Annotated in this window: 26 protein-coding genes and 7 pseudogenes; 8 read left to right on the plus strand and 25 right to left on the minus strand. The window is 37.2% G+C overall.

All coding sequences use genetic code 11. From position 1 onward, the window contains the following. The first annotated feature begins 17 nt into the window (after positions 1 to 17). Positions 18 to 1,010 (plus strand): acetyltransferase, encoded by a 993-nt coding sequence (locus CUB63_RS05705; RefSeq protein ID WP_174704108.1) that lies wholly within the window; start codon positions 18 to 20, stop codon positions 1,008 to 1,010. Positions 1,011 to 1,194: 184 nt separating this feature from the next. Here the strand turns inward: CUB63_RS05705 and CUB63_RS05710 are convergent, their stop codons facing one another. The 3 genes and pseudogenes from CUB63_RS05710 to CUB63_RS05720 all read right to left on the minus strand — a co-directional run bounded on the left by CUB63_RS05710 (position 1,195) and on the right by CUB63_RS05720 (position 3,091). Continuing rightward, a complete protein-coding gene (locus tag CUB63_RS05710) occupies positions 1,195 to 1,344 on the minus strand; it encodes a bacteriocin immunity protein (RefSeq protein ID WP_006537186.1) in 150 nt (49 codons plus the stop codon). Positions 1,345 to 1,559: 215 nt separating this feature from the next. After that, positions 1,560 to 1,999 (minus strand): annotated as a pseudogene (locus CUB63_RS05715) (lipocalin family protein). A gap of 96 nt (positions 2,000 to 2,095) precedes the next feature. Continuing rightward, entirely contained in the window at positions 2,096 to 3,091 is a 996-nt protein-coding gene (locus CUB63_RS05720; RefSeq protein WP_109847639.1) for a YbgA family protein, read from the minus strand. Between the two features lie 69 nt (positions 3,092 to 3,160). Between CUB63_RS05720 and CUB63_RS05725 the strand changes: the two are divergent. Both CUB63_RS05725 and CUB63_RS17695 read left to right on the plus strand, forming a co-directional pair. Next, positions 3,161 to 3,413 (plus strand): annotated as a pseudogene (locus tag CUB63_RS05725) (integrase); the annotation flags it as partial. Further along, positions 3,405 to 3,596 (plus strand): hypothetical protein, encoded by a 192-nt coding sequence (locus tag CUB63_RS17695; protein ID WP_232240083.1) that lies wholly within the window; start codon positions 3,405 to 3,407, stop codon positions 3,594 to 3,596. The pseudogene CUB63_RS05725 and the gene CUB63_RS17695, both read left to right, overlap by 9 nt. Positions 3,597 to 3,691: 95 nt before the next feature. Here the strand turns inward: CUB63_RS17695 and CUB63_RS05730 are convergent. The 3 genes and pseudogenes from CUB63_RS05730 to CUB63_RS05740 all read right to left on the minus strand — a co-directional run. Further along, positions 3,692 to 3,874: pseudogene (locus tag CUB63_RS05730) on the minus strand (colicin E3-like toxin immunity protein); the annotation flags it as partial. A 125-nt stretch (positions 3,875 to 3,999) separates the two neighbouring features. Next, on the minus strand, positions 4,000 to 4,395 hold the full coding sequence (locus tag CUB63_RS05735) for a subtilase family AB5 toxin binding subunit (RefSeq protein ID WP_157955973.1): 396 nt from the start codon (positions 4,393 to 4,395) through the stop codon (positions 4,000 to 4,002). A gap of 62 nt (positions 4,396 to 4,457) precedes the next feature. Then, positions 4,458 to 5,117: a class I SAM-dependent methyltransferase gene (locus CUB63_RS05740; protein ID WP_109847641.1), complete on the minus strand. Its 660-nt coding sequence runs from the start codon at positions 5,115 to 5,117 to the stop codon at positions 4,458 to 4,460. Between the two features lie 300 nt (positions 5,118 to 5,417). On the opposite strand from CUB63_RS05740, the gene CUB63_RS05745 reads away from it, so the two are divergent. Both CUB63_RS05745 and CUB63_RS05750 read left to right on the plus strand, forming a co-directional pair. Continuing rightward, the gene (locus tag CUB63_RS05745; RefSeq protein ID WP_109847642.1) at positions 5,418 to 6,644 is read left to right on the plus strand and encodes a phosphoadenosine phosphosulfate reductase; all 1,227 of its coding nucleotides are present in this window, start codon (positions 5,418 to 5,420) and stop codon (positions 6,642 to 6,644) included. 12 nt (positions 6,645 to 6,656) lie between these two features. Then, positions 6,657 to 7,298 carry an IbrB-like domain-containing protein gene (locus CUB63_RS05750; protein WP_109847643.1) on the plus strand — a complete coding sequence of 214 codons (642 nt, stop codon included), beginning with the start codon at positions 6,657 to 6,659 and terminating at the stop codon, positions 7,296 to 7,298. Positions 7,299 to 7,428: 130 nt separating this feature from the next. Here CUB63_RS05750 and CUB63_RS05755 read toward each other — a convergent pair whose 3' ends face one another. The 5 genes and pseudogenes from CUB63_RS05755 to CUB63_RS17490 all read right to left on the minus strand — a co-directional run. After that, positions 7,429 to 7,887 carry an Hsp20 family protein gene (locus CUB63_RS05755; RefSeq protein ID WP_072070436.1) on the minus strand — a complete coding sequence of 153 codons (459 nt, stop codon included), beginning with the start codon at positions 7,885 to 7,887 and terminating at the stop codon, positions 7,429 to 7,431. Positions 7,888 to 8,070: 183 nt separating this feature from the next. Then, positions 8,071 to 8,208, minus strand: coding sequence for a cold shock small protein YmcF (gene ymcF / locus CUB63_RS17700; RefSeq protein WP_420902343.1), 138 nt, complete (start codon positions 8,206 to 8,208; stop codon positions 8,071 to 8,073). A gap of 7 nt (positions 8,209 to 8,215) precedes the next feature. Further along, a complete protein-coding gene (cspE, locus tag CUB63_RS05760; protein WP_004244726.1) occupies positions 8,216 to 8,428 on the minus strand; it encodes a transcription antiterminator/RNA stability regulator CspE in 213 nt (70 codons plus the stop codon). Between the two features lie 324 nt (positions 8,429 to 8,752). Continuing rightward, entirely contained in the window at positions 8,753 to 9,274 is a 522-nt protein-coding gene (locus CUB63_RS05765; protein WP_072062621.1) for a YagU family protein, read from the minus strand. 319 nt (positions 9,275 to 9,593) lie between these two features. After that, positions 9,594 to 9,770, minus strand: a pseudogene (locus CUB63_RS17490) (antiterminator Q family protein); the annotation flags it as partial. A 1-nt stretch (position 9,771) separates the two neighbouring features. Here CUB63_RS17490 and CUB63_RS17705 point away from each other — a divergent pair. Together CUB63_RS17705 and CUB63_RS05775 are read left to right on the plus strand one after the other, a co-directional pair. After that, positions 9,772 to 10,089: pseudogene (locus CUB63_RS17705) on the plus strand (HD family hydrolase); the annotation flags it as partial. A 2-nt stretch (positions 10,090 to 10,091) separates the two neighbouring features. Next, positions 10,092 to 10,478 (plus strand): annotated as a pseudogene (locus CUB63_RS05775) (tyrosine-type recombinase/integrase); the annotation flags it as partial. Between the two features lie 109 nt (positions 10,479 to 10,587). Here the strand turns inward: CUB63_RS05775 and CUB63_RS05780 are convergent. The 11 genes and pseudogenes from CUB63_RS05780 to CUB63_RS05835 all read right to left on the minus strand — a co-directional run bounded on the left by CUB63_RS05780 (position 10,588) and on the right by CUB63_RS05835 (position 24,216). Then, entirely contained in the window at positions 10,588 to 10,809 is a 222-nt protein-coding gene (locus CUB63_RS05780; RefSeq protein ID WP_337247294.1) for an isocitrate/isopropylmalate family dehydrogenase, read from the minus strand. A 217-nt stretch (positions 10,810 to 11,026) separates the two neighbouring features. Next, positions 11,027 to 12,589, minus strand: coding sequence for an HD domain-containing protein (locus CUB63_RS05785; protein WP_109847645.1), 1,563 nt, complete (start codon positions 12,587 to 12,589; stop codon positions 11,027 to 11,029). A gap of 816 nt (positions 12,590 to 13,405) precedes the next feature. Further along, positions 13,406 to 14,050: a hypothetical protein gene (locus CUB63_RS05790; RefSeq protein ID WP_109847646.1), complete on the minus strand. Its 645-nt coding sequence runs from the start codon at positions 14,048 to 14,050 to the stop codon at positions 13,406 to 13,408. Positions 14,051 to 14,294: 244 nt separating this feature from the next. Further along, positions 14,295 to 14,546: a hypothetical protein gene (locus tag CUB63_RS05800; protein WP_004242498.1), complete on the minus strand. Its 252-nt coding sequence runs from the start codon at positions 14,544 to 14,546 to the stop codon at positions 14,295 to 14,297. 3 nt (positions 14,547 to 14,549) lie between these two features. Further along, complete coding sequence (locus CUB63_RS05805; protein ID WP_109847648.1) at positions 14,550 to 18,212, minus strand: phage tail tip fiber protein; 3,663 nt, start codon at positions 18,210 to 18,212, stop codon at positions 14,550 to 14,552. Continuing rightward, positions 18,212 to 18,610 carry a DUF6950 family protein gene (locus CUB63_RS05810; protein ID WP_006537800.1) on the minus strand — a complete coding sequence of 133 codons (399 nt, stop codon included), beginning with the start codon at positions 18,608 to 18,610 and terminating at the stop codon, positions 18,212 to 18,214. The genes CUB63_RS05805 and CUB63_RS05810 overlap by 1 nt, the downstream gene beginning before the upstream one ends. A 98-nt stretch (positions 18,611 to 18,708) precedes the next feature. Continuing rightward, a pseudogene (locus tag CUB63_RS05815) lies at positions 18,709 to 19,196 on the minus strand (type II toxin-antitoxin system death-on-curing family toxin). 3 nt (positions 19,197 to 19,199) lie between these two features. Next, the gene (locus CUB63_RS05820; protein WP_072062631.1) at positions 19,200 to 19,379 is read right to left on the minus strand and encodes a hypothetical protein; all 180 of its coding nucleotides are present in this window, start codon (positions 19,377 to 19,379) and stop codon (positions 19,200 to 19,202) included. A gap of 383 nt (positions 19,380 to 19,762) precedes the next feature. Next, positions 19,763 to 20,344, minus strand: a complete 582-nt coding sequence (locus tag CUB63_RS05825; RefSeq protein WP_109847649.1) for a hypothetical protein — start codon at positions 20,342 to 20,344, stop codon at positions 19,763 to 19,765. Beyond that, positions 20,344 to 20,940 carry a hypothetical protein gene (locus CUB63_RS05830; protein WP_109847650.1) on the minus strand — a complete coding sequence of 199 codons (597 nt, stop codon included), beginning with the start codon at positions 20,938 to 20,940 and terminating at the stop codon, positions 20,344 to 20,346. Before CUB63_RS05830 ends, CUB63_RS05825 begins: the two co-directional genes overlap by 1 nt. Then, positions 20,941 to 24,216 carry a phage tail tape measure protein gene (locus CUB63_RS05835; RefSeq protein WP_109847651.1) on the minus strand — a complete coding sequence of 1,092 codons (3,276 nt, stop codon included), beginning with the start codon at positions 24,214 to 24,216 and terminating at the stop codon, positions 20,941 to 20,943. A gap of 126 nt (positions 24,217 to 24,342) precedes the next feature. On the opposite strand from CUB63_RS05835, the gene CUB63_RS05840 reads away from it, so the two are divergent. Continuing rightward, on the plus strand, positions 24,343 to 24,534 hold the full coding sequence (locus CUB63_RS05840) for a YqaE/Pmp3 family membrane protein (RefSeq protein WP_004242485.1): 192 nt from the start codon (positions 24,343 to 24,345) through the stop codon (positions 24,532 to 24,534). Positions 24,535 to 24,558: 24 nt separating this feature from the next. Here CUB63_RS05840 and CUB63_RS05845 read toward each other — a convergent pair whose 3' ends face one another. The 3 genes from CUB63_RS05845 to CUB63_RS05855 form a co-directional block, all read right to left on the minus strand. Then, on the minus strand, positions 24,559 to 24,789 hold the full coding sequence (locus CUB63_RS05845; RefSeq protein ID WP_223231949.1) for a phage tail assembly protein T: 231 nt from the start codon (positions 24,787 to 24,789) through the stop codon (positions 24,559 to 24,561). A gap of 44 nt (positions 24,790 to 24,833) precedes the next feature. After that, positions 24,834 to 25,250, minus strand: coding sequence for a hypothetical protein (locus tag CUB63_RS05850; RefSeq protein WP_088495934.1), 417 nt, complete (start codon positions 25,248 to 25,250; stop codon positions 24,834 to 24,836). 64 nt (positions 25,251 to 25,314) lie between these two features. Further along, complete coding sequence (locus tag CUB63_RS05855; RefSeq protein ID WP_017628356.1) at positions 25,315 to 25,980, minus strand: hypothetical protein; 666 nt, start codon at positions 25,978 to 25,980, stop codon at positions 25,315 to 25,317. Positions 25,981 to 25,987: the final 7 nt, after the last annotated feature.

The raw sequence follows: 25,987 nt of genomic DNA on the forward strand, positions 1-25,987 counted from the left end.
CTATATAGGGCGCTCATATGAAACAACAAATTAAGCCTGAGTCAAATAATATGGCCCAACCATATTGGCCTACCTTGAAACTCATATTGAGTTCTTTTATTGTTTTTAATTTCTACTTAAATTTAGCTGATAAAAACAAGATCTTACTTCTTATTGATATTTTTAACTTAACACTAATTCCTATGTTTGTATTTATAGTTGCATTTGTAACGAAAAATATCACGTGGAAGTCTTTAAAGCTTAGTTTACTTTCATCTATTATCATTTACTTAACATTTCAAACAGTTGATGCAATCCCACTATACTTCTCAGGCGAATTAAGTTTAAATACTTATATCTTTGAACCTCAAAATGGAGTATGGTTTTTTTTAGCTACACCTGTTTGGCAAACTTTTTTTTTATTATTACCAAAAAAATTAAAATCTAATAAATTAATATTATTTTCTATTTTGATAGCATCATTGGTGCTTTCTTATTTAGCCAAAAATTATTTAATTAATTCATCCCAATTCTTCTCTATTATTATATATTTCCCATTCTTTATAATGGCTTATTTTATTAATAATGAAAATATATCCTCATTAAGAAAAAAACCTTTTTTGATAATTGTAATCACTACAACTTTAGCTATAGCTACACTCTATCATGAGGACAGTATCAATAGCGTAATTATAAACTTTACTAAAACTGATTTTTTATCATCTTTTTTTGTTATGTATATTTTAAAGTTCTTGATAAGTGTTGTTTTAGGTTCCAGTATAATTTATTTCGCTTTATCAACTGATAAATATGCTAGAGTATCAAACAATGCTTTAGGTGTTTATTTAATCCATCCTATTATTTGTTTTATTTTCTTACAAATATTAACTTATTTCCATGTGGAATATACTTTTTTAGTCATAATATTACTAACACTATCAACGATTAGCCTCTCTCTTTTATTAGCTTTTAACTCAACTATTCACTGGTTTATTGAGCCTAAATTAAACTTTAACAAGTCGCCACATTAGAACTGCTTAAAAAGCATAAGTAACGGTCTTAGCAGCAATTGCCTCTCCATATCTTTAATGATTAAATCGGTAACTTCTGTGCAAACCATAAAAGACTTGGTGTTTTTCAAAAGCATTATGACAGATATGATTTTTTAAGAAAAAATGGGGATCACTTAATGTGTGGAGTGAAACACTTTTGTTACTAGAAGATGAGCAACACTTTATCTACATTCTTGAACTCTAAAATATGCTTAACATCTTCTTTTGTAGTGTTTTCTACATTAAAAATTTGTTTAACAAATGATAAAAATTCAGCTTCCGTATAATCACTAATATTTTGCTTTTGACTCATTATTATTTCTCTCTATGAATATCAATGAGCCGCTTAGGATTGCTCAGAACCTGCATAAAGTCACCGTTTACGGACACTGCAATAGCTTTTTAAGCCCGAGCATGTTAACGCCATCCCGATAACAAATCCCCATTCATATTACGAATAGACACCTTCAAGTCATAATTAAATACTACCAAATTAGATAGTATTTAAATTCAGCTATATACCTTTTGTTAAAATATTATGATCCTGCTACTATCAAATCCATATGATGTTGCAAAATTAATATATTCATTCAACAAATTTGATGGCATGGTCGGTGTACGTGATAAAATCCATAAATAATCTTTATCTGGCCCTACAACCAAAGAATATTGATAATTCTTATCCAATTTGATGATATTATATCCACCATAGAATGGACCAAAAAAAATGATACTTTTAATGCACCTTTATTAGATGAATCAACAAAATAAGCCTTACCGATACTTTCTTTCCAGCGATGTTTATTTTGACTCCAACCTCGATTAATAACCTTAACACTACCATCATTTCGTAATGAATAATTTGCGGTAACTTTCGTTAAGCCTTTTTCAAAACGATTATCTATTCTAGCGACCTCATACCACTGCCCAAGATAACGTGATAGATCAAAATTATTAACAGGCTCAATGTCACTCGGAGGAATAACATTGCATCCAGTAAGAATCAATGAGCTTAAAAAAGTGACAAAAGAACGTATCATATTTTCCTCCTATCAATAAGTTTATTATAATCCATAACGTAATCTTAAGGATTGGGGATAAGGATGAAAATATCTCTGTTTACTCAAATAATTATCAGGATACTCTGATAGATAATAATTAATTAATGTTAAAGGTGCTAATAAAGGCTGTATTCCTTGACGATATTCTAAAATTAATTGACTTAATGCTTGTCGCTGATTTGGTGTTAAATAGCGCTTAAAATACCCCTGTACATGCATAAGAACATTGGTATGATTACGTCGTGTTGCTTGGTGTTGTAATAATGTCATAAATCTATTTCGATATTCATCAAAAAAAGCTTCCAATGAATGCCATTCTTTATTATTAGCAACAAAGCGACCTAACTCTCTATAAAGAGGTTGTGAATGAGCCAATAAGAGCAATTTATATCTTGTATGGAAATCGATTAAAGACTGACGAGTAAATGCGTTCATTCTCAATTCATTCAACTCATCCAGTGCAAATACACGTATAACAAAATTTTCTCTTATATGAGGATCATTCAATCGTCCATCTTCTTCTACTGGTAACCAAGGCATCTTTTTTTTCAGATTTTCTGTAAAAATACCCGTCCCTGCCTTCCGATTACCATTACCAATAGGATCGTATACACGAACACGCTCTAATCCACAACTTGGTGATTTTGCACAAACAATATACCCACTAAACTGATTAAATTTCTCTAAATACTCAACAGAATACCGATTCATCTTTTCAGTTAAATCACCTTCACTCCCGTTACTAAATTTTAATGCAATTTCTCCTGAATTTGATTTAACTAATCTTAGTGCGGGTCTTGGTGTAGGTAAACCAATAGCCATCTCAGGACAAGCCGATTGATATTCAAAATAATTAGATAATTCATCTACGGCAAGATGAAAGCACTTATGACCACCATCAAATCTAACATTATTGCCTAATAAACAAGTGCTAATCCCTACAATAATTTTTTTACTAACAAATTTATTTTTGTGAATATCTGTAACAGAGTTAAGCATTCTTACTACCTCATATGAAACATTCATATAATCTGATTATAGTAGATCATAACTGTATTCATATTAGTAAGATTAGATATCAGTGAATTAAAAATTAATTCTTATCGAAAAAAAATGAAACCTATTAATTTATTCCGTCAGTATTGTGGTACGAAAATATAAAAAGAGATAACCGCATTAGATATCGCTGAAATAATCGATTCTGTCAAAGTATTAGGATATTCAAGAATGGCGCACTATTTATCAGCAAGCTAAAAATCCCCTTCCTTACCTGCAATGTGGCATGTTATTGGCCTTAACCACAGGTCAACGGATCGGTGATGATGGATTATTAGAAAAGGTATCTAGCTATGAGAGACGACAAAACAAACCCGAAGGCTTAAGTAGTTCTCCTGATGTTCGCTGTGTCGTTAGTCGGTATGGTCTGGCTGGGAGGTGCCATATTGTAAAATGCAAAAATGACGGAGAGGACTTTATTGAAGGTGAGTGTGTTAAGATTGATTAACTTACTGATTTTTTCTAGATCGTCATTTGGAACAAAAAAACCTTCGTTAAGAGGCTTTTAAAGCGATACGAATAAATATTATATACGTTTGTTCATTACCACTTATCACGATAATCAAAAGCTACCTGATAATCGTATTTATTTAGTTCAATTTTATGTTTGATATATTTCTGTAGGTAAGGAACCCATGCGGAAATAACATCGAAGCTACCTGCATTTATGATATTTTCTGTCGGATTAACAGTCTGTTCAATAACCGTGTCGTCATCTCCCAGATCGACCGAATATTTTAGTTATAGGAGCAGACACACAGCTCTTGTGTAAAGTGATTAGGGTATGATGAGTACTGTGGTCTGCGTATTAGGAAAGGATAATGCAAGTTATAAAATATACTATTATTCAATTAGTTATCTTTTGTTGGTCCCATGCAACGACTATTATGACAACTAGCGAACCCTGCTATCGCTTTATTTGAATATACTCGAGTAAATTTGGGATGAGTCCAAACATTAGGTTGAACATATAACCTAAAGCTTTTACCTGTTGTGTAGTAATAATGTGCTTGCTGAAAAAAGTGCTCATAAGAAGAAGCCCAATCTGACTTATTAGATACAGCACAGGCGATAAATTGACCACTATGATTCATGGCCTTAACACAAAAATACCGACCATCTTCAATTTTGCCCGAATTAAAATCCGTTAACGTAACATTAGAATAATATTCAATATTATGACTTAATGTATCTGTGGCAAATGCCGCTGGTGTTAAGAATAAAAAGGCAAAAAACAGGCTACGCATTAACATATCATTCCTTAAGAAAATAAAGATAAAAGGCCTCTAATCCAGAATAATATTGCTTATTATTTTTTATTCTTCGCTGTGAACAAAGCTACAGTACCTTGTACATGTATAGAGATGTCATGAAATAAAGAGGAAAGCATTTCTTCCAAAGAGCCTACCGAATCAGAATAATTACAAAAAATACCTTTTTTGTTATAAATAGACATTAATTTTTTACCAAAGAAATTATGTTTAACTCCCTGCCCTAAAATCGTTGCGCCATATAAAACCCCTTTTTCTGTCAGTAAATAACTTATATTTTCTATTGCTTTTTTCTTATCATCCATCGTTCCTGGTAAACAATGTAGTAAATAAAACAAGGAGATAGAATTATAAGATCCATTTAATTTATTAGAAAAAGGCTGAAAAACATCATGCTGGAGGCAATTTATTAATTTATCATCAGATAAATACTTTTTAGTATGTTCCAGACTGTGCAAATTAAGATCAGTCAATGAGATTTCTTTTATATAACTTATTGATTTTTTCAAATAAAATCCCGTTCCAACACCAATATCCATATGGCGATCACCGAGATGATTTTTAAAATGTGGAATTAAATATTTATTCGTATCACACTGCCATGCATAGCTATTAGAAATATTAAGCACCCACCAATCATATAGCTTCAATGACACTGGTGTATATACTTTAACTCCATCATGTGTATTTAATGTCATACAATACCTATCATAAAATGATTATTTTATTTTTTATTTATTGTATGAATAGTTGAAAATACCGAATAATAAATCAGGAAATATCTTTAAAATATTATCTACTAACTAAATCACTTTCTTTATTTTCCTTCATTATAAAAATCTTTCATTACTAGAGACTATCAATAATAACAATGACATATGATTTATTATTCTATTTTTCAAGTAAATCTCAGTAACAATCAGTAACCATCACTTACCCTTATAGTCTAAATATGATTAAGTAATAATACTATTAACTAACTTATTCTGGTGATAGTTATGTCTTGCAAACACAAAATTCCTCTTGGAATAAATGTGCTAGATGCTACTCGAACACGAATTGAATGGTTGTTTGATACTTTTGAACAAATCTCTCTCTCCTTTTCTGGAGGTAAAGATTCTACTGTTCTGTTTCATCTTGTTGCTGCAGAAGCAAAAAAGCGGCATCGAAAACTCAATGTCATGTTTCTTGACTGGGAAGTGCAATATTCCGCTACCATTAACCATGTTGCAAAAATGAAATTTTTGTATGAAGACTGTACGGAGCGATTTTACTGGATAGCATTACCTATAACGACGGAAAGCGGTATCTCACAATATGAACCGACTTGGACAGCTTGGGAACCAGGAAAAAAATGGGTAAGGCAACCGCCAGAAGACGCAATAATTGATCCAGACTTTTTCCCTTTTTATCATCCAAATATGATTTTTGAAGACTTCACACCTGCATTTAATCAGTGGATCACGGGAAATCATCGTAGTTCAGTTATTTTATTAGGGATCAGAGCCGATGAATCATTAAATCGCTTTATTGCTATCAATAACAACCAAAAACTACGTTATGCCGATGATATCCCATGGACAACGGCATCACCCGAAGGTTTTTATTATATGGCCTATCCTATTTATGACTGGCATGTAAAAGATATTTGGACATACATTTCACGTTTTAACCTACCCTATAATTCTATTTATGATCTAATGCACCAAGCTGGGGTTAGTTTAAGTCAAATGCGTATTTGTGAGCCATTTGGCCCTGAACAACGTAAAGGGCTATGGTTATACCATGTTTTAGAACCTGAGACGTGGAGTCTCGCCTGTGAACGAGTGAGTGGTGCTGATGCAGGTATGTTATACACTCACCCTCATAATAAATCAGGTTTTTTTGGGCAACGTAAAATTAGTAAACCAGCCCATCATACATGGAAATCTTACGCCCACTTTTTACTAGCGAGCTTACCGGAACAAACAGCCGAACATTACCGAAATAAAATCGCAGTTTACCTTCATTGGTATGTTGAGCGAGATTACCCAAATGGTATACCCGATGAACAAGATGGTGATACTAGCAGTAAACAAATCCCGTCTTGGCGACGGATCTGTAAAACTATTTTACGTAATGATTTTTGGTGTAGAACATTAGCATTTAGTCCTACTAAATCACACTGTTATGACCGATATTGCAAACGGATACAGGAAAAACGTAAAAATTGGCAGTTGATTTAACAAGAGGTAAATATGACTATTGAAACAGTGTTTTCTTCGCTAAAAGATTATCTACTAAAACTAAATGATGAGCAAAAAATCGAAGCTATCAATAAAATCAAACTATTTGTTCATCAAATTAGTCCATTCAAAAATGAACCTATAGACTGTGTTCTTTGGATAAAGCAAAATCAAGTCATAGCAAATGACTACAATCCTAATGTCATGTCTCCTACAGAAAAGAGATTACTCAAAACCTCATTGATAAAAGACGGTTATACTCAACCCGTTGTTGTAGTATCTGCACCACAAAATAAAACTAAACAATTGCAATGGCAAATCGTTGATGGCTATCATCGTTATTTATTAAGTAAAGAAAACGCCTTAAAAAAACGAATTAATAATTATTTACCAGTCACCATCCTTGATGTTAAAAACAACACAATGTCAGATCAAATAGCAACAACTATTCGTCATAATCGAGCAAGAGGACAACATCAAGTAGCAGCTATGTCAGATATAGTTAGAGATCTATCCCGATTAGGATGGAACGATAAACGGATTGGTGATGAACTAGGTATGTCACAAGATGAAGTATTACGCTTAAAACAAATCTGTGGGTTAGCTGAATTATTTTCAAAGCGCCTTTTCTCAGAGGCTTGGACAGTAAAATAAGAAATAATTATTTTCTATCGATAAAACTAATCAACTCAAGTTTGAATTAATCCAATTTAAAACTCTTACAAAAACAATTAAGGCTACACATAATGTGTAGCCTTAATCTTATTCACATTATCTAACTCAATTAGCTTTTATCTTTATTTTCTATCGCTATTGTTTGCCGTTTTTCTTCTTCAGGTAACTCATACTCAATAGCGATGGTCAGAAGCCCACTTGATAAATCGGCTTTTTCTATTTTAACATTTTTACCGAGGTCAAACTGCAACGTAAATTGTCCTTGAGATATGCCTCGGTGGATCCATTTATCATTGTCTTCTTCTGATTTCTCTTCTTTTTTCCCTTCAATCAATAAACGACTTCCTTTCAATGAAACCGATAAGTCATTTTCTTGATATCCAGGCACACTTACTGTCAGTTCATAATGGTTATCATCAATCTGTTTCAGGTTATAAGTCTGTACTGGTGATGCAATGGGCTTACTGCCTGTTAACTGACTAAACAGGCGATCTATCTGATCAAAACGGTTCGAAAGTAAGTTATCAGATAATGTTGGGAATAATGAAAAAGGTTTAATGTTAGGCATATAACTCCTCCTTCAGTATTTAGTGAATTATGGGTGGTATCTTATTTACCCAAAATATAAATATGAACGAGCGAAAGTTTTTCAAGCCCTAAAATCTAAATTTTTTATCTTTGACCAACATGGGATTGTAGATAGCAAAAAACCCCGCCGAAGCGAGGTTTTGTATATTCAACTATTTAATGCTTAACTCATTTGAGCTGTCATCACACTTTTGCAAAAGATACATTTTGCGCCGTGTGGATTGTTCACTGTGACATCAAATTGTGATGTTCTATATTGTGAACCGCAACAAGGGCATTTAAAATAGAGGCGAATAGTAATAGCGTCTTTAGAGAGCCACCACGTTGCCTGCTGCTGGACCTTTCATACCATTTTCCATGGTGAATGAAACTTGTTGGCCTTCAGCTAATGTTTTGAAGCTATCACTTTGGATTGCAGAGAAATGTACGAATACATCTTTGCTGCCATCAGCTGGAGTAATAAAACCAAAACCTTTACCTTCATCGAACCATTTTACTGTACCAGTCATTGTATTAGACATAGAATTTCCTTTAATTTATTTAATTTGCCATAAGGCATATGTGGTTTGTTTTGTATTTTTACTTATGGGAATTAATTAGAAGGAATTCACAATGAAGAGGTATCGAGGATAACGCTAAACGGGAACAACTTTAAACTTACTAACATAAATAGGTCTGTACTTCCAAACCAGTGACGCTATTAAGCCATAGAAAAATTCAGATAGCAAACTTTATTTTTAGCGGTAAATCACCTGTGTGTACTATCAAAAATAAAAGCTTAATAAAAAAGACCGCCTAGGCGATCTTTAAGAGATTTATAACAGATTAAGGCTGAACTTTCTTATCTACTCAGCATCTTTTTCTTTAGTTAAACAATAACGCAAATTTTGTCTAATCGCTTCAATTGACCAGATCCAAAAAGCGGTTCCGACAAACTCAGAAACTAATGCTTGATAACCTGCTGTCCAAAGCCAGCTAGATAGCCCTAATAATGGTACAACTAAACCATGAGCAAAAACAGAAACACCAATACCAAAACAAATACCGTGTAATAATTTAACCTTTGGTAAGTATTCAGCAATAACACAATATATCACAGCGATAACTATTGAGAATAATATATGAACACCATTACCGCCCCAATTAATACTATATCCCATCCAATGATAAGTCATAGTATCTATATTTAATCCTAGCTTTTCTAATAAGACAACTGGAGGAGGTGTCGTTTCAAGTGTTCTCGGTGGAATTAGGTCTTCAAAACCAGACTTTACTAAAGCTGAAAAGATACCCGCTATAATACCTACGTATATTGCTATACCAATATGCCTAGAACTTTTTTTCGTTAATTTAAACAAATCAATCATTATATATACTCGCTCTATAAATTGAATATTATGAGTATAGTAGAGATAAGAATACCTGTTTATTATTTTAATTATTAGTTAAACACTACAGATTTATTCTTATAGCATAACAATAAATTTCATCTTAAATATAAACAAATAATCAATGAAAACAAAAAACTCTCAACAAATTTTTTGATTAATAATCATATATCTAAAAATAAAACCCTGCAAAAAGCCAAGCTAATAAGCTAATTGACCTTGATGCCACTCTTATCTCAACCTCATTATTTTTACGTACGTAAAGTTTTTATATGATTTTTTCCACATATCAAACCATCTATAATGGAACATTTGGCATCTTTAACATATCTTCTATTATTCCTTCTGCCTTTTGTAATTTTTTACCTATATGCCCATCAGAGCAATTGTGCTTGTTAGTAAGTTGCATAAATGTCATTCCGAATAAATAGTAATCAAGCAATAGGTCATGCATATCACTATTCTTTTTATTTAATGCGACAGGTTTAGCTAATGAATGCCGATTTAATGGGCAGATTGATAATTTCTATTCTGTTGCTCAACACTCGGTATATGTCAGCTATTTAGTTGTTCCTGAATATGCTTTAGAAGCCTTACTTCATGATGCCAGTGAAGCTTATGTAAAAGATCTGCCATCATCACTTAAAAAGCTATTACCTGAATATAAGGAAATAGAAAAAAGAATTGATGCTGTTATTCGTCAAAAATATAACTTGCCACCCGTTATATCGGCCGCCGTTCATTTAGCCGACTTAATGATGTTAGCAACCGAAAAACGAGATTTAGAAATTGATAAGAGAAGACAGGCAGTAAGTTAGCCATCCCTCTCTCGCTAAAATGTGAAGCTATCAATCTCTCCTTAAGGGATGTCGTTGCTCAATGTCGTGACGCGGTTGTGAGTAAATACCTCGTGCATTATCGACATACCACCGCACAAGCGAAACGCGGTGAGCAAGTCACGCCAAATACGTTAACCACAACATTTAAAAAAGCGCGAGATAAATGTGGGTTAACTTGGGAAAAAGGTACGGCACCTACTTTCCATGAACAGCGATCTTTATCTGAGCGACTTTATCGAGAACAAGGAATTAATACACAAAAATTATTGGGTCATAAAACACAAAATATGACTGATAAATACCACGATGATAGAGGCAAAGAATGGCAAATTATTGCTGTTTAATTGAACAGTTTTGGGGAAGAGTTTTGGGGATATTTTGGGGAAGAATTTTATAGTACAAAAAATAAACGGGAACTAATAAGCTCCCGTTAACTATTTATCAAATCAACAATTACATATGTTTGATAATCGCGTCACCAAACTCGCTACATTTCAGCAGTTTAGCGCCTTCTAACTGACGTTCGAAATCATAAGTTACGGTCTTAGCGGCAATTGCGCCTTCCATACCTTTAATGATTAAGTCAGCGGCTTCTGTCCAACCCATGTGGCGTAGCATTATACCCATAATAATTAAGTAACTTATTAAATAAACTATAATTATTATGGTTGTAATTTATTTTTTATGTGATCTTGGTTTGTATGTAACTGGTTGATTTTTAGTTTGGATTGGTGTGGTTTTGGGGAAGTGATTTCAAATGTACTTAGCGACCAGTACAATGAAAATAACTAGATCATACTAACCATTAGACATGGTCACCGTTAGCTACTGAGAATAACTAACGGCGATGGGGCTTTAGCATTAAAGAATATGTTACGAGAACTCTAGGATTCTATTGTTGCTTTTTTTGCATTTCAATATCATTGATTTTATCTTTAACAACTTCTTCAATATCTTCAACCAACTGTTCGAATTTTCTAATATTTGTCGATTGAGTAGACTTTGATACAAAAACACGAATAAAAAACTTAACATAGTGATATGGTTGAAGTGCTTCATTAAAATCACACAGTTTATTTATTTTATACTTACCATTTATTTCTTTTTTAATAATTCTAGCTTGGCTTTTTTCAATGTCTTTGAAATTATCTTCGATCTGAAAGTCAAGAGCACATTCTTTTCCAATTTTAGCATTTTCGAGAATAGAGTTGATTTCTCTAGATATTTCTTTTTTGTATTCTTTGAATGTATTATCTGAAAGTCTAACATTAGAAAATGTGTGTTTTTTTTCATATATTTTTTTCCACACATTTCTATTAACAATATCATTAATTATTTCTTTTGAAGGGCCATTTAATACATTTTTAAGCGTATGCTCTAAAAATTTCTTATCTGGGTTATTTCGATAAAAATTTTTCATTATATCAATGATTGTATCGCTAGAATCTAAAGATATAACATTAACAGTATCTGAGTCAGAGCACGCTTTATTAAGCATGGCAGATAGCGCACGATTGGTTTTATGGAAATAAACTTGACTATAAAGACCACTTCTTGCATTAGCAAACTCTAGTATTGAATCCATACCACTTTCTTTATATGCCAAGTAAACATTATTTTCATCTTTTACAGGAATAAATGACATTAGCAATCGTCCATAATCATAAATCCCATACTTAACACCTGAAAAATAGCTATCTCTCAGTAAGTAATCCATTCTATCTGCATCTATAGGTGAAGATGATATGATTGAACCTAACAAAGGATATATATTCAGACCTTCTATTTCATTTTCAAATTCATAGTTTTTTTCAACGATTCTTATAATACTATCTGTGTTAATTATATTTATGTTTTCTTTATAAACATCGTCACCATCTGATTCGCTTTCAGCTTTATTTTTCAATTCATCAATAATTTCCTTAATAAAAATACATGATACTTGTTCGTGACTTAATTTTCTTTCTCCATTTTCAGCTAGTGATATGATCTTATCGTATTTATTAGTGCCTTCAATCTTACATTTTTCTTTGAATTTATCTATATCTATTGCAAAACTATCGAATTGATGGGCTAAAGGACCATGCCCAACATCATGTAACAAAGCTGCAATACGCAGTTCTTGGATAAGGTTTATTGGTATTTTTTTTATATCCAGATAGAGGTCAACACTCTCATTTTTACGATTATAAATTAATGCATTTAAATCTAGATTTTTCAATATTTCATACGATAAATGCATCACTCCAACTGAGTGCTCAAAACGAGAGTGCATTGCAGAAGGAAATACTTTATATAAAAAAGTATTCTGTCTAATATCTCTTAGTCTTTGAAATAAAGGATGGTCAATTATTTTTTTTTCAAGCTTAGTAATTCGAATAACTCCATGTATGGGATCTAGAAACTTCCCTAAAAGCAGGTCTTCGAAGTTCTCAGGTTTTTTTTCTTGTGCCACGATACTTTCCTTTTTGTATGGTTATTATTAAATTAAATAGTATTAATATTTACAGTTTTTCATTGGTTTTTTAATAAAAAATATATTATGAAACAGCATATCAATATGGCTTCATATATTCAAATAACCTATGTATTTGGATTGTAATCCTGATTGATGGGATGGCACACTTCAAATAAACACTAGGGTCTAAATTAAGCTCATATTCTGAGATATTTAAAACAGTATAGAATTATGATTGCATAATTTCACTTAAGGGCGAGAATAAAAATGATATAGATACTTAAATATGAAATTCATCTCGAGCTGGTGGCAGACGTTACATTCATGATAACTAAGTAGTTCCATCACATTAAACATTACATCTAATGAATGCTGTAATAAACTAAGCACCAAACTCTTTCTACAAAACCTTATTTTCCTTAGTAGGTATGATTTAGCCTCATGTAGGAATTCAAATGAATAATGTAAATATTGAACTTAACTTTACAAAAAAACTTGTAAAACTACCTCATGTTTTTACACACTAAAACAACAATACAAAGAAGCAATTGAGCATTCTGCAAGTTATATGGGAAATGATGATAAAATAGAAAAATCAGGGGGGAGGAAGCTAGAATTGCGTATGAGAGTATGAATAGAGTTAAGATCGAGATAGAGAATCAAACTAAATTGATCGAAGTTCTGTAATTGCCTACTAAGCAAATCTCACTCTAGTCTTGAACAGCTAGCTTGATGCCAGCTATGATAATAATCACTAAGAAATATATACTTTGCTTTATAATTCTTACGTACTCATCCCTTCATCGTGGTTTTCTATCCCCCACCATACTCCCTCACATCAATATAAAAATACTGCTTACCTAGTGAGGTTGTTGACATCTGTCCGGATACTATCATGGAATGAGGGATAATGCGGTTACCTCGGCCACAAAGGGTTACTCTAATTGTTTTTCCTCCCATCGAATCCATCATCCCAATATGCCCAATTGTTGTGATTAATACCGCACAAGGGAAACCGACATCCACGCCACTCCAATTATTTCCTGTGAGAACAAAATTATTTCCCTCTAATAAATTAAGCGGTCTTTGACTTGAAGCATGTGTAATAACACCTTTATGATAAATTTGAATTCCCCATTTTTGGGGATGAAGTGAAATATGATAAGAAGACTTCACAAATACATAGAGCTCATATTCTGCTGAATTGCCTTGAATAGTATCAATTAAATTCACACACCACGCATTATTCTCATAAATCACTTCAGATAATCCACCTAATGATGGATTAGAAGAATTAAGAACTCGAATAAAAATAAGTGGCACTGCGTTATTATTACCTTCGATAATTTTAATTAGCCCCGGCTTAGTTTTTATCTTTTTTAAAAAAACGGCTGATTCATAAGGTGTTAATTCTTCGGTAATACCCTGATTAAAAAATAGTGCACCATATTTACTCATTTCATTAGTACCATAATAATTCCATTAATCGATTGACTACCGCGTAAAGAATTCCACGAGATTTTATTATTCTCGACTCTAACAGTGAAATAAGATCCTCGATTTCTAGCGACAATATAGGCGGCCAATGACCGCCCTTTAGGAATATTATTATAAGTTTTACTGCCATTTTGAGTGACCGCTATTTGATCAAAAATAAACGAACGCCTTGTGATTTTTATTGGCTTTCCTTTTTCATATATCTCTATTCCCCACGACATGAAAAGTCCTCTACGGCATCAGGAGATACCCATCCTCCTAAGAATTTAAATCCTAATTGAGGTACAGCATGATAAAGAGGCCCTTTAATGGTTTCTCTCTTTTTATCAAACTTTACTAATACAGGTTGTTGATAGTGAAAAGTTTTTATTTGATAAACACCTTGGCAATCGACTTTTTTATATCCAGAGGTACACCCTGACAATAATAATGCTGTAATTAAAACAATAAACTTCATACGCTACCCTAAATAACCTATTTTTGCCGCTAACTGATTGTTTTCATCGTAAACATAAATAGTATTATTTGTGATCACTAACCGCCCTTTTGTTCCTCCTGAGTTAATATCTAACCGTCCACGAAATACTGCATCATTTAATTCCACATTCCCTGTTGTGGCATCAATATTAAATCCTTTCTTGCCAGCTGAATAATTAGTGGATGTGATTTTTTTACCTATCGATAATTTATCAATGGTTGCCTTGCTAAATAACGCATCATTGAAAAAAGCTTGTCCATTTTGGATCACAAACGGTGTCACCACTTTGCCGTTTAATGACGATATCACCGCAAAGTTTTGGGCATTGACCAGAAATTGGCTATTTCCTTGCGCATTAAATCCTAAGCCAATGCCAGTAATGACTTTATTCCCTTTGCTGTCTTGCTGAACTTTCATTGTCCATGATGCCGAAATTTTGCCATTTATGTCTGTGACCACTTTCGAAGTTTGTTCGATTTTGGCTGAACTTGTACCCACTTGGCTTTCTAAGCGAGTGACCTGCTGAGCGGTAGAGGTAACTTTGCCTGAAACTTCAGTCACTTTAGTTTCAAGTTGGCTTACCGCATTCGCCGTTGCATTGGCTTTCTGTTCGCTGGACTTAGGTACTTCATTCGCCACAAACCCTTTCGGTGCCACCGATTGCTTGTTGTTGGTATAAGTGCTGGTGATGATTTGATGGTTAATACTTTTATGCTTAGTAAGCTGATATTTTGCCCCTCCTCGCAAATAGATATATTCCACAGAGCCATTCGTTAATTGAGCAGGCCCCATCACAGGAGATTGATTTGTCCATCGCCAATCAAAGTTATCAATGATACGGTTTTCAGACTGAGTTCCCCATCCAGAACCACTCACTTGCCATTCCACAATCACGGCAAAACCTTTGGTGCTGTGAGTTGCATAGCTGGGTTTATTGTCTGAATATTGTCCTAAGGTTCTAAAAACCTTAAACGCGTAACGTCGAGAGGTCACTAAAGGTAAAATCACTGGATAATAGGTGTTTTCATTGAGTTTTGATAAATCTAAATCCACCACCACAGATTCAGTTAAATCGGCTTTCACTTTATCTAATTTGCTGGATAACGTTTGTACCTGAGAGGTTGCGGACGTCACTTTGCCATCAAGATTAGATACTCGGGTATTTAACGCATTAACCGCACTGCTATCGGCTTTCCCTTTCAAATTTGAATTGAGCGTTGAAATCTCTTGCGTTTGCGCTTGCTGTTTCGAGGTGAGGGTTTCTAGTGATTTATTAATCGCGGAAACATTCCCATTCATCCGTGTTTCCAATGACTGTCTGGCTTTTGCTTCCGCTTGGTCGCCTGTAACACGCGCTTGTTTCTCGGCGGAGATAAGTCCTGCGGTGACTTTCGATAAATCATTGCCGGTATAATCACCACGAAGTTGGGTGGCTAAGAATTGGCGTTGTTGAGCCTCCGCTTTATCAGCTTCAGCACGAGCTTGTTGCTCTTGGTTAATTACCGCTCCTCGCGCAACTTGCTCCGCTAAAATCGCATCATGGTTTGCTTTCACTTGCGTGTTTAATTCAACAACAGCTGATTGGTTAGCTTTACTGTTAATTTCACCCAATAAGTCTTGTGCGAGTTGGTCTCGGCTGATTTGCCCCGCTAATTCTTCAAGAATTAAATCGGTTTGAGCTGAGCAAACACCAGAAGCCTCCACAAAAGGTGATTTGCCATAGCTGTTGATTGTTCGAACATAAAAATAATACGTATGTCCTGCTTTTAAGTTCTCTTGCGTCCAGAAATTCCCTTGGCCAACTTTGTTTGTTTTGGTGATCACTTCATTTTCAGAAAAATTAGCGAGCTTTTCCTCACTAAACCAAAACTCAAAGGTATAACCAAAGACAGCACTATCGCCTTGTTTCGGTGCAACGGTCAGATTAAATAAGCCAGAGGTAACATCAATATGCTCTGGAGGCGGTGGGGCTTGAATGGCAAAATCACTGATAGCGGGTGCCGACATTGCGCCAGCCACATTTGTCGCCCTAACTTCAACACGATAAGTGCCTCGCGCTAATCCGTTAATATCAACACGCTCAGCCGGTACCTGAATAGATTGAATAACATTGCCTTCTTGAAGAATAGTAACGGTGTTATAGCGCACATCAGACGCCACATTCTGCCAAGAAAGCGTACCTTGCACGATGTCACTGACTGCAAGTGGAACAAAAGTAAGATTAATCGGTGAAGCAACACCACCAGCGGGTAAACTCACAAATGGCGGACGCTCAAACGGTTTGCCAACCACATCTTCATATAAATAGGCACCATCCTCTTCCAACGTTAAAGCCACACCGTCTAATGCATGGAAAGACCATTCGGCAATACGGAATTCCAGCCCACTAATCCCCAAAGAAGGTAATTCTAAAAGCACAACTTCCCCTGGGCGATAAGCATAGCCGTCTAAGTTCATCGTGAGTTGAACCCGTCTTCCGGCTTTCTTTTTACGGAGATATTGGCGGGCTAATCGTTGGGCTTGATAAGGGCTGGTGACAAAACGATAATCGATGTTCTCCCGAATTTCTAAGCCATCCTCTTTCACCCATTCGTCCACAATCACAGGCGTGAAGTCGGTTTTTATGTACAACTGTTCGGCATCAATAAACGTGCCATACACCGCATTGGTCGCGTCTTTTAAACCTGTTTCAGGGGTACACGTGACAGTGCCAATCAATTGTGATTCAGTGATGGTTTTTATTGCAGGCCCATAATAAGCGCCGATTTGAATACCGTGTTTTCCTGCGGTAAATGTCGGTTCCGCGTTAATACATTTGTGCATCGCCTCCAAGACACTGGATGGACTCTCATTTAAGTCATAGGCACCATTAAGGGTATATCGCGACTCAAATCCGCCTTCTGGCAGACTCACTTTTTCATCACATAAATCGGCTGCCTGTTTAAAGCTGTCAAAATCAATATCTGTATCAGGTACTTTTAAATAATGGCGGTAATAATCTAAAACCACTAAGGCCCCATTATTACTCCATGCAGTTTGCCCAGTGCGAGGATCAAACAGATGTTTTCCCCAAACTTCACATTTCACATTGGGTAATCCATAAGGGAATTTTTCTTGGTCAAACATGAGTGTCACACGTAACCACGCCAGACCTCGACCAATCATATCCTCTTTCCATGACGGGCAATTTTTAAGCATAAAGGGATCGGCATTTTCCCTATCGTTATGTAATTCCCATGAGGCTTTATCACCAAACGTCTCAATGAGATCATCACCCAACCAAATCTTCCCGATTTTCTCTATGGGGTGCCCTGCCAGAGCCAATGTCAGTGTGATTTTTTCGTTTTCATCTTGTTCACCCGCCTCTTCTTCGGCGAAGAAAAGCAAACCCGATATCACTGTTTTTCCAACGATCACGGTTTCAGGGGCAGACGATGAACGTAACATCTGTTTGCGTTCACTGGTATCTCGATAATTCATGGAAGGCAGTTTTGGCTTAAAGATAAGCGAACCCGCGACTTGAACCGCAACGCCTGCTGCCATCAGCGCCATCCCCATCGCCGAGGTAACACCTCCGGTAAATAGCCCCGCAATCATTAAGCCTGCGCCCACGACTTTTGAAATTAATCCACCACTCCCACCCATTATTCCACTCTCCACGCTTTGATTGGGTTAATCTGCACTGGCTTCACACCTTGTGGGGTTACTCCCCAATAATGCCTCGCCCAAACCACGGCTAAACTGTCACCGTCCTCACCTTTAAACAATACGAGGTCGCCACGCTGAACGCGCTCAATCTCAATGGATTTGAAATAGCGTGATACGGCTTTCTCTAATGTGCCAAATTTAGATTTGATCAGGTTGAAGGCTTCGGCTTTGGTTTTATAGTGATTGAGATAAGGCTTTATTGGCGAGAAACCGCATTGTGCGTAAATACATTCCGAGGCAAAAATACAACAATCAAATTCACCCCATGAAAAAGGGCGACTCATCGCCGCCCTTATGGTTTCAGGTAATTTAAGTGTCCAGTTAGGTTGTTTCATGTACTGACCTTAAATAGCAAAAAACCTCAATTAAGAGGCATGGTGAAATTCAGGCAATAAAAAACCCACCGAAGTGGGTTAGTTTCAATTGCGTAATATCAGATATTTTTTAATTTGATTACACCACAACATAGTTTACCGAAATCAGGATTACATAATTCTACTGTGTCATAAGTCCTAGACCAATGACACAGCCAATTCTCAAGATCCTCACAACTATAATCTTTAGTGGCTAAACCAGATGCAATATCAACCATATCATCACTTGGTGCAGTAAGCTCATAACCATTTATCAATAAAAAACATAACCACACATCATGGCTGTTCTTTTATTAGCATTCGCGAATGGATGGTTTTGGATAAGGCTTTCAATAAGAACAGAGGATAATCTAAACATATCCTCTGTTTGTTCGTAATATCTTATTACGCTAGGTCTGGCTTGTGACGATTCTAGATTGCTTTGATTTAAAACTTGGATTGGCTCATCTGGCGTTTGTGCTTTAATAAGAACTTCATTGATATAAATTATGTCATCAACAGATAAGTAATTCACGCCGTCAAGATGATAACCAAACTCCCTAGACATCTATCACACCTTAGATAATTTATCCATAGCAGTCTCATAACGCTCAAAGCCAAGACTGAAAGCATTTTTCACTTGATCTTTGTGTGAGCAATTATATCCAACTACTGCTCTAGGAGACGCAACTTTACTTTTGTCACGAGGCGGTATATCTAAACGACTAGCCTTTCTCAGTGCGTGACTCATATAAATACCCTCTTACCAGGATCTCTGGCATATATACAAAATAGACGATTTTGAGGTTATTGCAATTACTCTGCATGTAAAAAATCACCCACACTGTTAGTGGGTACTGGATTATTTTTTGTGAACCTTTTCGACCAGTGGCCTATTCATAATAGAGTCATCTTGTCGCCATTACAACCCAGATTTATCAACTAAAGCTTGTTTTTTTTGCGGTTATAAAGGTATATGAATGTAGTTTTTGGCATCAACTACCTATCTATACTCCCAACGCTGATATCTTCTAACAAGGATAAATTTAGCTCTTTCATGAAACAACAAAGGACACAGTTCCTCTTGTTTATGCAATAAAAACCCACAAAAGTGGGTTTAACAAAGCAATAAGATTATTTATAAATAAATGCAGGTGCATCTTTCTTGCTGCCCCAATAAATCGCCCGTTCAGCCATTTGAGCCACATAGCGAAAGATGCGATCACCTTGTCTTCGAGATGACCACGACTCATCGGTAAATCTATCGGGTAACCCGATTGACCACCGCTCGAATCGATTAGAAACATTAACACATACGGCATTTTCTTCGCCAGACACCACATTAATCGATGTGATTTGTCCGACAAATAAGACTTCAGCAAGCAACGGTTTCCCCTCTTCACTGATGGCAACCATCATCAATCGCACTTCTCGCCCTCGACTTTGCTCATTCATCACCATCCCCACCAGCGATTTATCAAAACCCGCTAATTTAAGCTGTAATTGTGGAGGGCTGGTTGTCTTATTTTCTTTTAGCTGACTGATTTCGCCTAAACTTCCTACACCTAAATAAGTTTCCCCTGCAATAATTAGTTGCCCAACACCGGTATGCGCACAGGTGACGCCTGATTTCAAATCGAGTCTGGCGGCTAAGACGATATAAGCCCCCTCATTAATCGCCTTTACCATACCGTCAGAAAATGGATGATATTGCATTAGTACAACACCTCCTCAAAAGATAACGTGATATGGGTATACCCCAAGCGGCGATGCTGAAATTTCCCCTGTTCATTATCAACAAGCCGAAAAACCCCAAAAGGACGCTCAACCTCAAGCATTTCATTAACAGTAGGTGACGTTCTTAACATCGGTGAAATAGGGATACTGGCATACCCCTGATTATCACTGACCACATCAGCCACCACCATTTTGAGTTCATTGCCCACAGTTAAACGATCCCCTTGCTGTAACACGCGCATATTGCGCTTCCAGTCCTTTGTTTCTAGCCGATGACCTAATTGGCTTGGTATTGCAATACGAGGCGAACCATACCCATAACGCCCTTTTCTTATCCAACTGGCTATTTTGACTCGCCCCGACATGCCATCCAATGAAGCCACCAGCGCTTCTAACTGGCGCGATTTCTCTTCATTTAAATTATTGAATGTCAGCTCACAACGCCAACGGCTTCCCGGAAAGCGTACCGTTTGGCTACTTCCATTAAACGGCGAGGTAAAGGTTTTGCTGTTACTCAATAATTGCCAGTTTTCCTGTGTGGGGATCACCTCTTTTGGCCATTCAAGAATAGACATTTAGACTCCTAATGTTCTGCGTGCTGCGCCATTACTTTGAAAGTCTTGTAACATCATCGCGTGAGCTTTCTGTGCGCCGGCTTCTGTCCCTTGTTGTGTGGCTTCTTTCATTGCCTGCGCAAGTACAGCGTCACCATTTCCTGTCACTGTAATATGATTAACGACCGTCATTTGCACACCACCGGCACGGGCTAACGTCGGTTGCGGTGTAACGGGTATTCGTCCTGCGACCGCCCCCACAAAGCCCCCTGAAGCATAACCTTGCGCCGCATGCATTAAGCGATAGAGATTGCCGACACCCAATTTAGCCGTCGCTTCTTTGGTAAAAACAAACTCACCACCATGCACAATCCCTTTAGGTTCGAATTTTCCTCCATGCCCCGTATAGCCACCGTAAGCATGCCCTTTGCTCATCCATCCCATATCAAAGCCCATTGCCTGCCCGCCTGCTTCAATGGCTTTGAAAATCAGCATTTTCATTACCATTCGAGTGATATCGGAGATCACCGCATTGGCAAAATCTTTAAAGCTTCCTTTGCCCGTTAAAGCAAAATCGGCTAATGCATCAGACATATTATTCAGCGCATTGGTAGTGACGTTTCTGACGTTCTCCATCACATTCATGGCCGACTCACTGAAATCCGATAATCCTTGTTTTAATCCCGCCATCGGATCGCCTTTCATGGCCTCTCGCTTCCTCAGCTCTGCCTCAATCTGCTGTTTAGTGAGTTCAACATTGCGTTGTAAGTTCACCAGCTCTTTTTCGCCTAAATCCACACTGGCTTGCTGATACAGCACATCAATCTGACGAAGGGCATTGAGCTTTTCTTGCTCTGCGCGCGATTTTCCTATCAAGGAAGTTTCAAATTGCATCTGCTCAATTTCTTTACCGCGATCATAAGCAAATTGCGCAACCGAGTTGGCTCGCGCTAAGTCATCAATGGCTTTCGCTTTTTCTTTTATCGTCTCAATCGCTTTGGGATCGATTTTTAAGATGGCATCAAACTTATCTTTGTTCTGTTTGATATCAGCTAAGGCGGATGTGTACTCATTAAAAGAAGAGGTAGTGCCATACAGCTGAATGCTTTGTCCATCCGCAATCAGTGAGGCTTGTTTTTCCTCCAATTCCGTTAAGATTTTGGTGTATTGCTTGGCATAATCAATGGTTGATTTATGGCTGGGCTTATACGTCCGTTTGGCTTGCAGTGCCAGTTGTGCCTCAATTTCAGCTTGTAAGGCTTTATCGTAGCCTTGCATATCTGGTGTAATTTTGCGTGAGGCCAATACATCTTCTGCATTTAATTTCGCTAATACCTTCCCTGTGGCTTGCGCTTTTGCTACTGAACGTTGCGATTTTTCAATCGATTCATCAATCTGTTTAGCAATCGTCGTGGCGGCATTCACTTGGCTATTTGTCGCCTGAAGCGTGATATCAATGAGTGATTCATATTCAATGCCTAAACTCTTTAAGCTCGCCTTAAGTGAATTGATAACGGCATCAACATTTTGTAACTCAGTGACATAGCGTTTATATTCAGGGGCTTGATCGCCCACTTTTTCTTTGAGTGTCGCCAACATATTTTGCATATTGGCTCGCTGACGCTCTAAGTTGTTAACTTGCTCGGCATACATTCCCATCGCAGCATCAAGCTCTTTTTGCTTTTCAGCTACTCGTTTAAGGTATAAATCCCCCACACCTTGTTCAGTAAACGCCTTTTCACTCTCAACGCTGTATTTTGATAGACCTTGTAAGGAAATAACCTGTTGTTTAAGTTCCTCGATTTTCTCCAATTGCGCGTTAATGCCCGATGAAACTTTGCTTAAATTCGCCACTAACGTGGCATTGCTCATTTTGTTTAACGCTTCTGTTGATGTATCAAGGGAATTAGCAAATTCAATCGATTCTAACTTGGCTTGTTTGACATTTTCGCTGTATTCATACAATCCCATGCCCAATGCCGCAACACCAGTCAGCACTAATCCAATAGGGCCACCCGCTAATCCCATAACACTGTTGAGCGCTCGCCCCGCCACCGTTGATTGACGCCGAGCGGTTGTTAATGCGCGTTGAGCAACATTTTCTGCGGTTAATGCTTGTGTATAGTTTAAAGAGGCCGTTCTTGCGAGTGACTTTGTGGCGATAAGATTATCGAGTGCGATTTTTTCCGCGTTAGTGCCTCTAGCAACTTGATATTCCATTTTGGCTCTATTGAGCGCCGATGTGGCGGCTTCTTTATCCGCCCATGCCTTCCTCACGGCACTGGTTGCTGCCACACTGTTTGCCTCTGCACTGTGTAATGTGGCTTTGGCTTCATTCAACGTTGTCTGATTTTTCAGATAAGTGGCTTTCGTCCATTGAGAGAGTTTTGCTACCAATGCCGTGACGGCGATCCCTTCAACCATTTTGGCCACTAACGATAGATTATCGGCAAGAGTGGTCATCCCTGTGGTAAAAAGCTGAGTCGCACCTGTACCTTGATTCGCTTCACCGATAAATTTTGTCATCGCCGATTGAAGATTGGTAAAACCTTGGCTAACTGTTGTCACGCTGGTAGCAAATTTTTTATCCACACTGTCGGCTGCACGTTCTAAGGCTTGAATGACTTTCTCAATCGTCATTTCACCGTCTTGGGCTTTCTTCCTTAGTTCACCCACACTGACACCCATTCCGTCAGCGATGGCTTTCGCTAACGCAGGGGTTTGCTCCATCACTGAATTTAGCTCTTCGCCACGTAACTGCCCCGAGGCTAATGCTTGACCAAATTGAGTTAATGCTGCTTGGGCTGCGGTTGCACTTGCTCCCGAAATCGCCACGGCTTTTGAGACGGTTTCCGTGAGTTCAGCGACTTTTTGCTGACTTAATCCTAAGCGATCGGCATTATCCGCAAAACGTTGATAAACTTGTGCTGTGGCATCCAATGATTGATAGGTTTTTTGGGCAATGCCATAGACTGCTTGTGTGGCTTTATTTAACTCGACAGAACTTTCTGTCACCAGTTTTAAACGGTTCTGTAATTCCGTCCAACTATCAGCATAATTAATTACTTGATGAATGGATAATGCACTTGCGGTGACACTCGCAAAACGGGCAAAAAGCGCCGAGGATTTTACGGTTTGTGATACCATTCGCTCTTGTTGTACGGTGATAGCTTGAAGACTGACGCGAATACTTTGCCCAAATTGTTCTGTTTGGCGCTGGCTACGGTTGATCGCATTTGTGAAATTTGCCGTATTCAGCGTCAAATCAATATTTAATCTACCTAATGCTCCCGCCATAAATTCAATCCTTGGTATGAACACTACAAAAGCAAACTTTCACCCTGAATAAATGCAATATTCCTTGTTATTTGCTATTGATTTAATTATTGATAAACTGAAATTTCGAATAATAGAGGGGGTTTTATGAGACTTATTCTGGCGTTATTACTACCTTGGTTACAATTTTTCACGATTGGTCGCCCATTTGCTGGCATCTTCTGCCTTATCCTACAAATCACATTAATTGGCTGGATCCCTGCGGCTATCTGGTCGGTTTATGCGCTTTCTCAATACAATACGGATAAAAAAATTGAGAAAATGTCTCGCGGTGGTTAACGATTAAGCCCCACTGATGTGGGGCTATCGATTAGCTAATACACTCTCAGTAACGTTATCCCACAGCTCTTCTTCCGTGATTTTCTTCTTCCACATCGGCATAAAATCCATCAATTCAGGCGGAGACGTTTTCGGATCACGATTTATCATCGCAAGAAGATGCGCCACTTGTGCCATCCGATAATCCTCTCGCCATAAACCAAAGGGTTGTTTGCGATAAAAAGCTTCATATTCACACAAGTGGCTTTCGGGCATTTGCTCGATTTCCGCGAGCGTTTTTCCCAGAGCCAACGACAATATCAGTTGGAATTGCCGTCGGTCTCCGAGTTTTTTTCGCTGTTCCCCGCTTCTGCTGTAAACACCGCATTAGAGAACCCTTGCCCTAATCGATTAAGACCTTTTAAGTCTTCTTCATTTTCTGCATCAAAAAGCAGTTCCCCTTTTTCATCACACAACTTAAAAGCCAACATTCTGGCGACATCATATTCATCGTAGACACGATTTATCGCCTCATTAAATTGTTCGGGATCGTCTTCGTCTAAGTAAATATCCTGCGCTTCGGCGAGCTTGATTTTAATTTGGCGAAGTTTGCGCTGAATGTAATTCATGGTGCCAACATCCAGCTCTTTGACATAAAAAGTGTTGTCTAAATAGGTAAAAGGCGTCACTTTCAGTGCTTGGTTTAACACTAATTCACGCAATAAAGCGTTAGACATAATCACTCCTAAGTTTTTTATCGAGAAGGGAGAAGAGAAATAATGAGGTGGATGAATTAAGGGGTTATTTCTTCACATTCAAATAATCACGGCCAGACAATTTAATCGAGATCCCCGAATCCATCATTTGCCCTACACTGCCATCAATGTTCATACCTGTCTCGACGGAGCCGTAATAAAACATGGAGCCTTCATCTCGCGTTAAGACCATTTTCACTGCGAATTTTTCTTTGCTGTTTTCATATTTACGCAAGAGTCGCTGCACATCACTGGAGCTATAACGTAAGAAGAAGGTCAATTTAATTGAGCCGTATTCCGTATCACCGGATTCATATTCCTTGCCATCACTGCAAATGGTGGTGACATCAATTTGTTCGGTTGTCGAACCGTCTTTACTGAAACTTTTTACCGCACAGAAATTATTAGACCATTGAATACGTTGTGCTTTGGCGTTTGAAAAATCCGTAGGTAGCGTTTTATCACTCCAATCCACTTCGTCGCACAGGGTCACTTTATTGCCATCAACCTGTGCAATGGGAAAACGCCCATCTAACTCCCCTAAACCCGATAACATAATCATGTCATCCGCTTTCAGTTTATTATTGGCGATGGTAATGGTTGCGGGTGATAACGTCGCTTCCGTCACTGTCATCGCCTCCCCTAAGCCTGTTTGCACAAAGATCTTCGTGCCGAGGAAAGGCGTCGCTTTATGGTTTTTTGACTTTGCCATATCCATT

It is taken from the genome of Proteus penneri (assembly GCF_003144535.1).
GTDB lineage: Bacteria > Pseudomonadota > Gammaproteobacteria > Enterobacterales > Enterobacteriaceae > Proteus > Proteus penneri.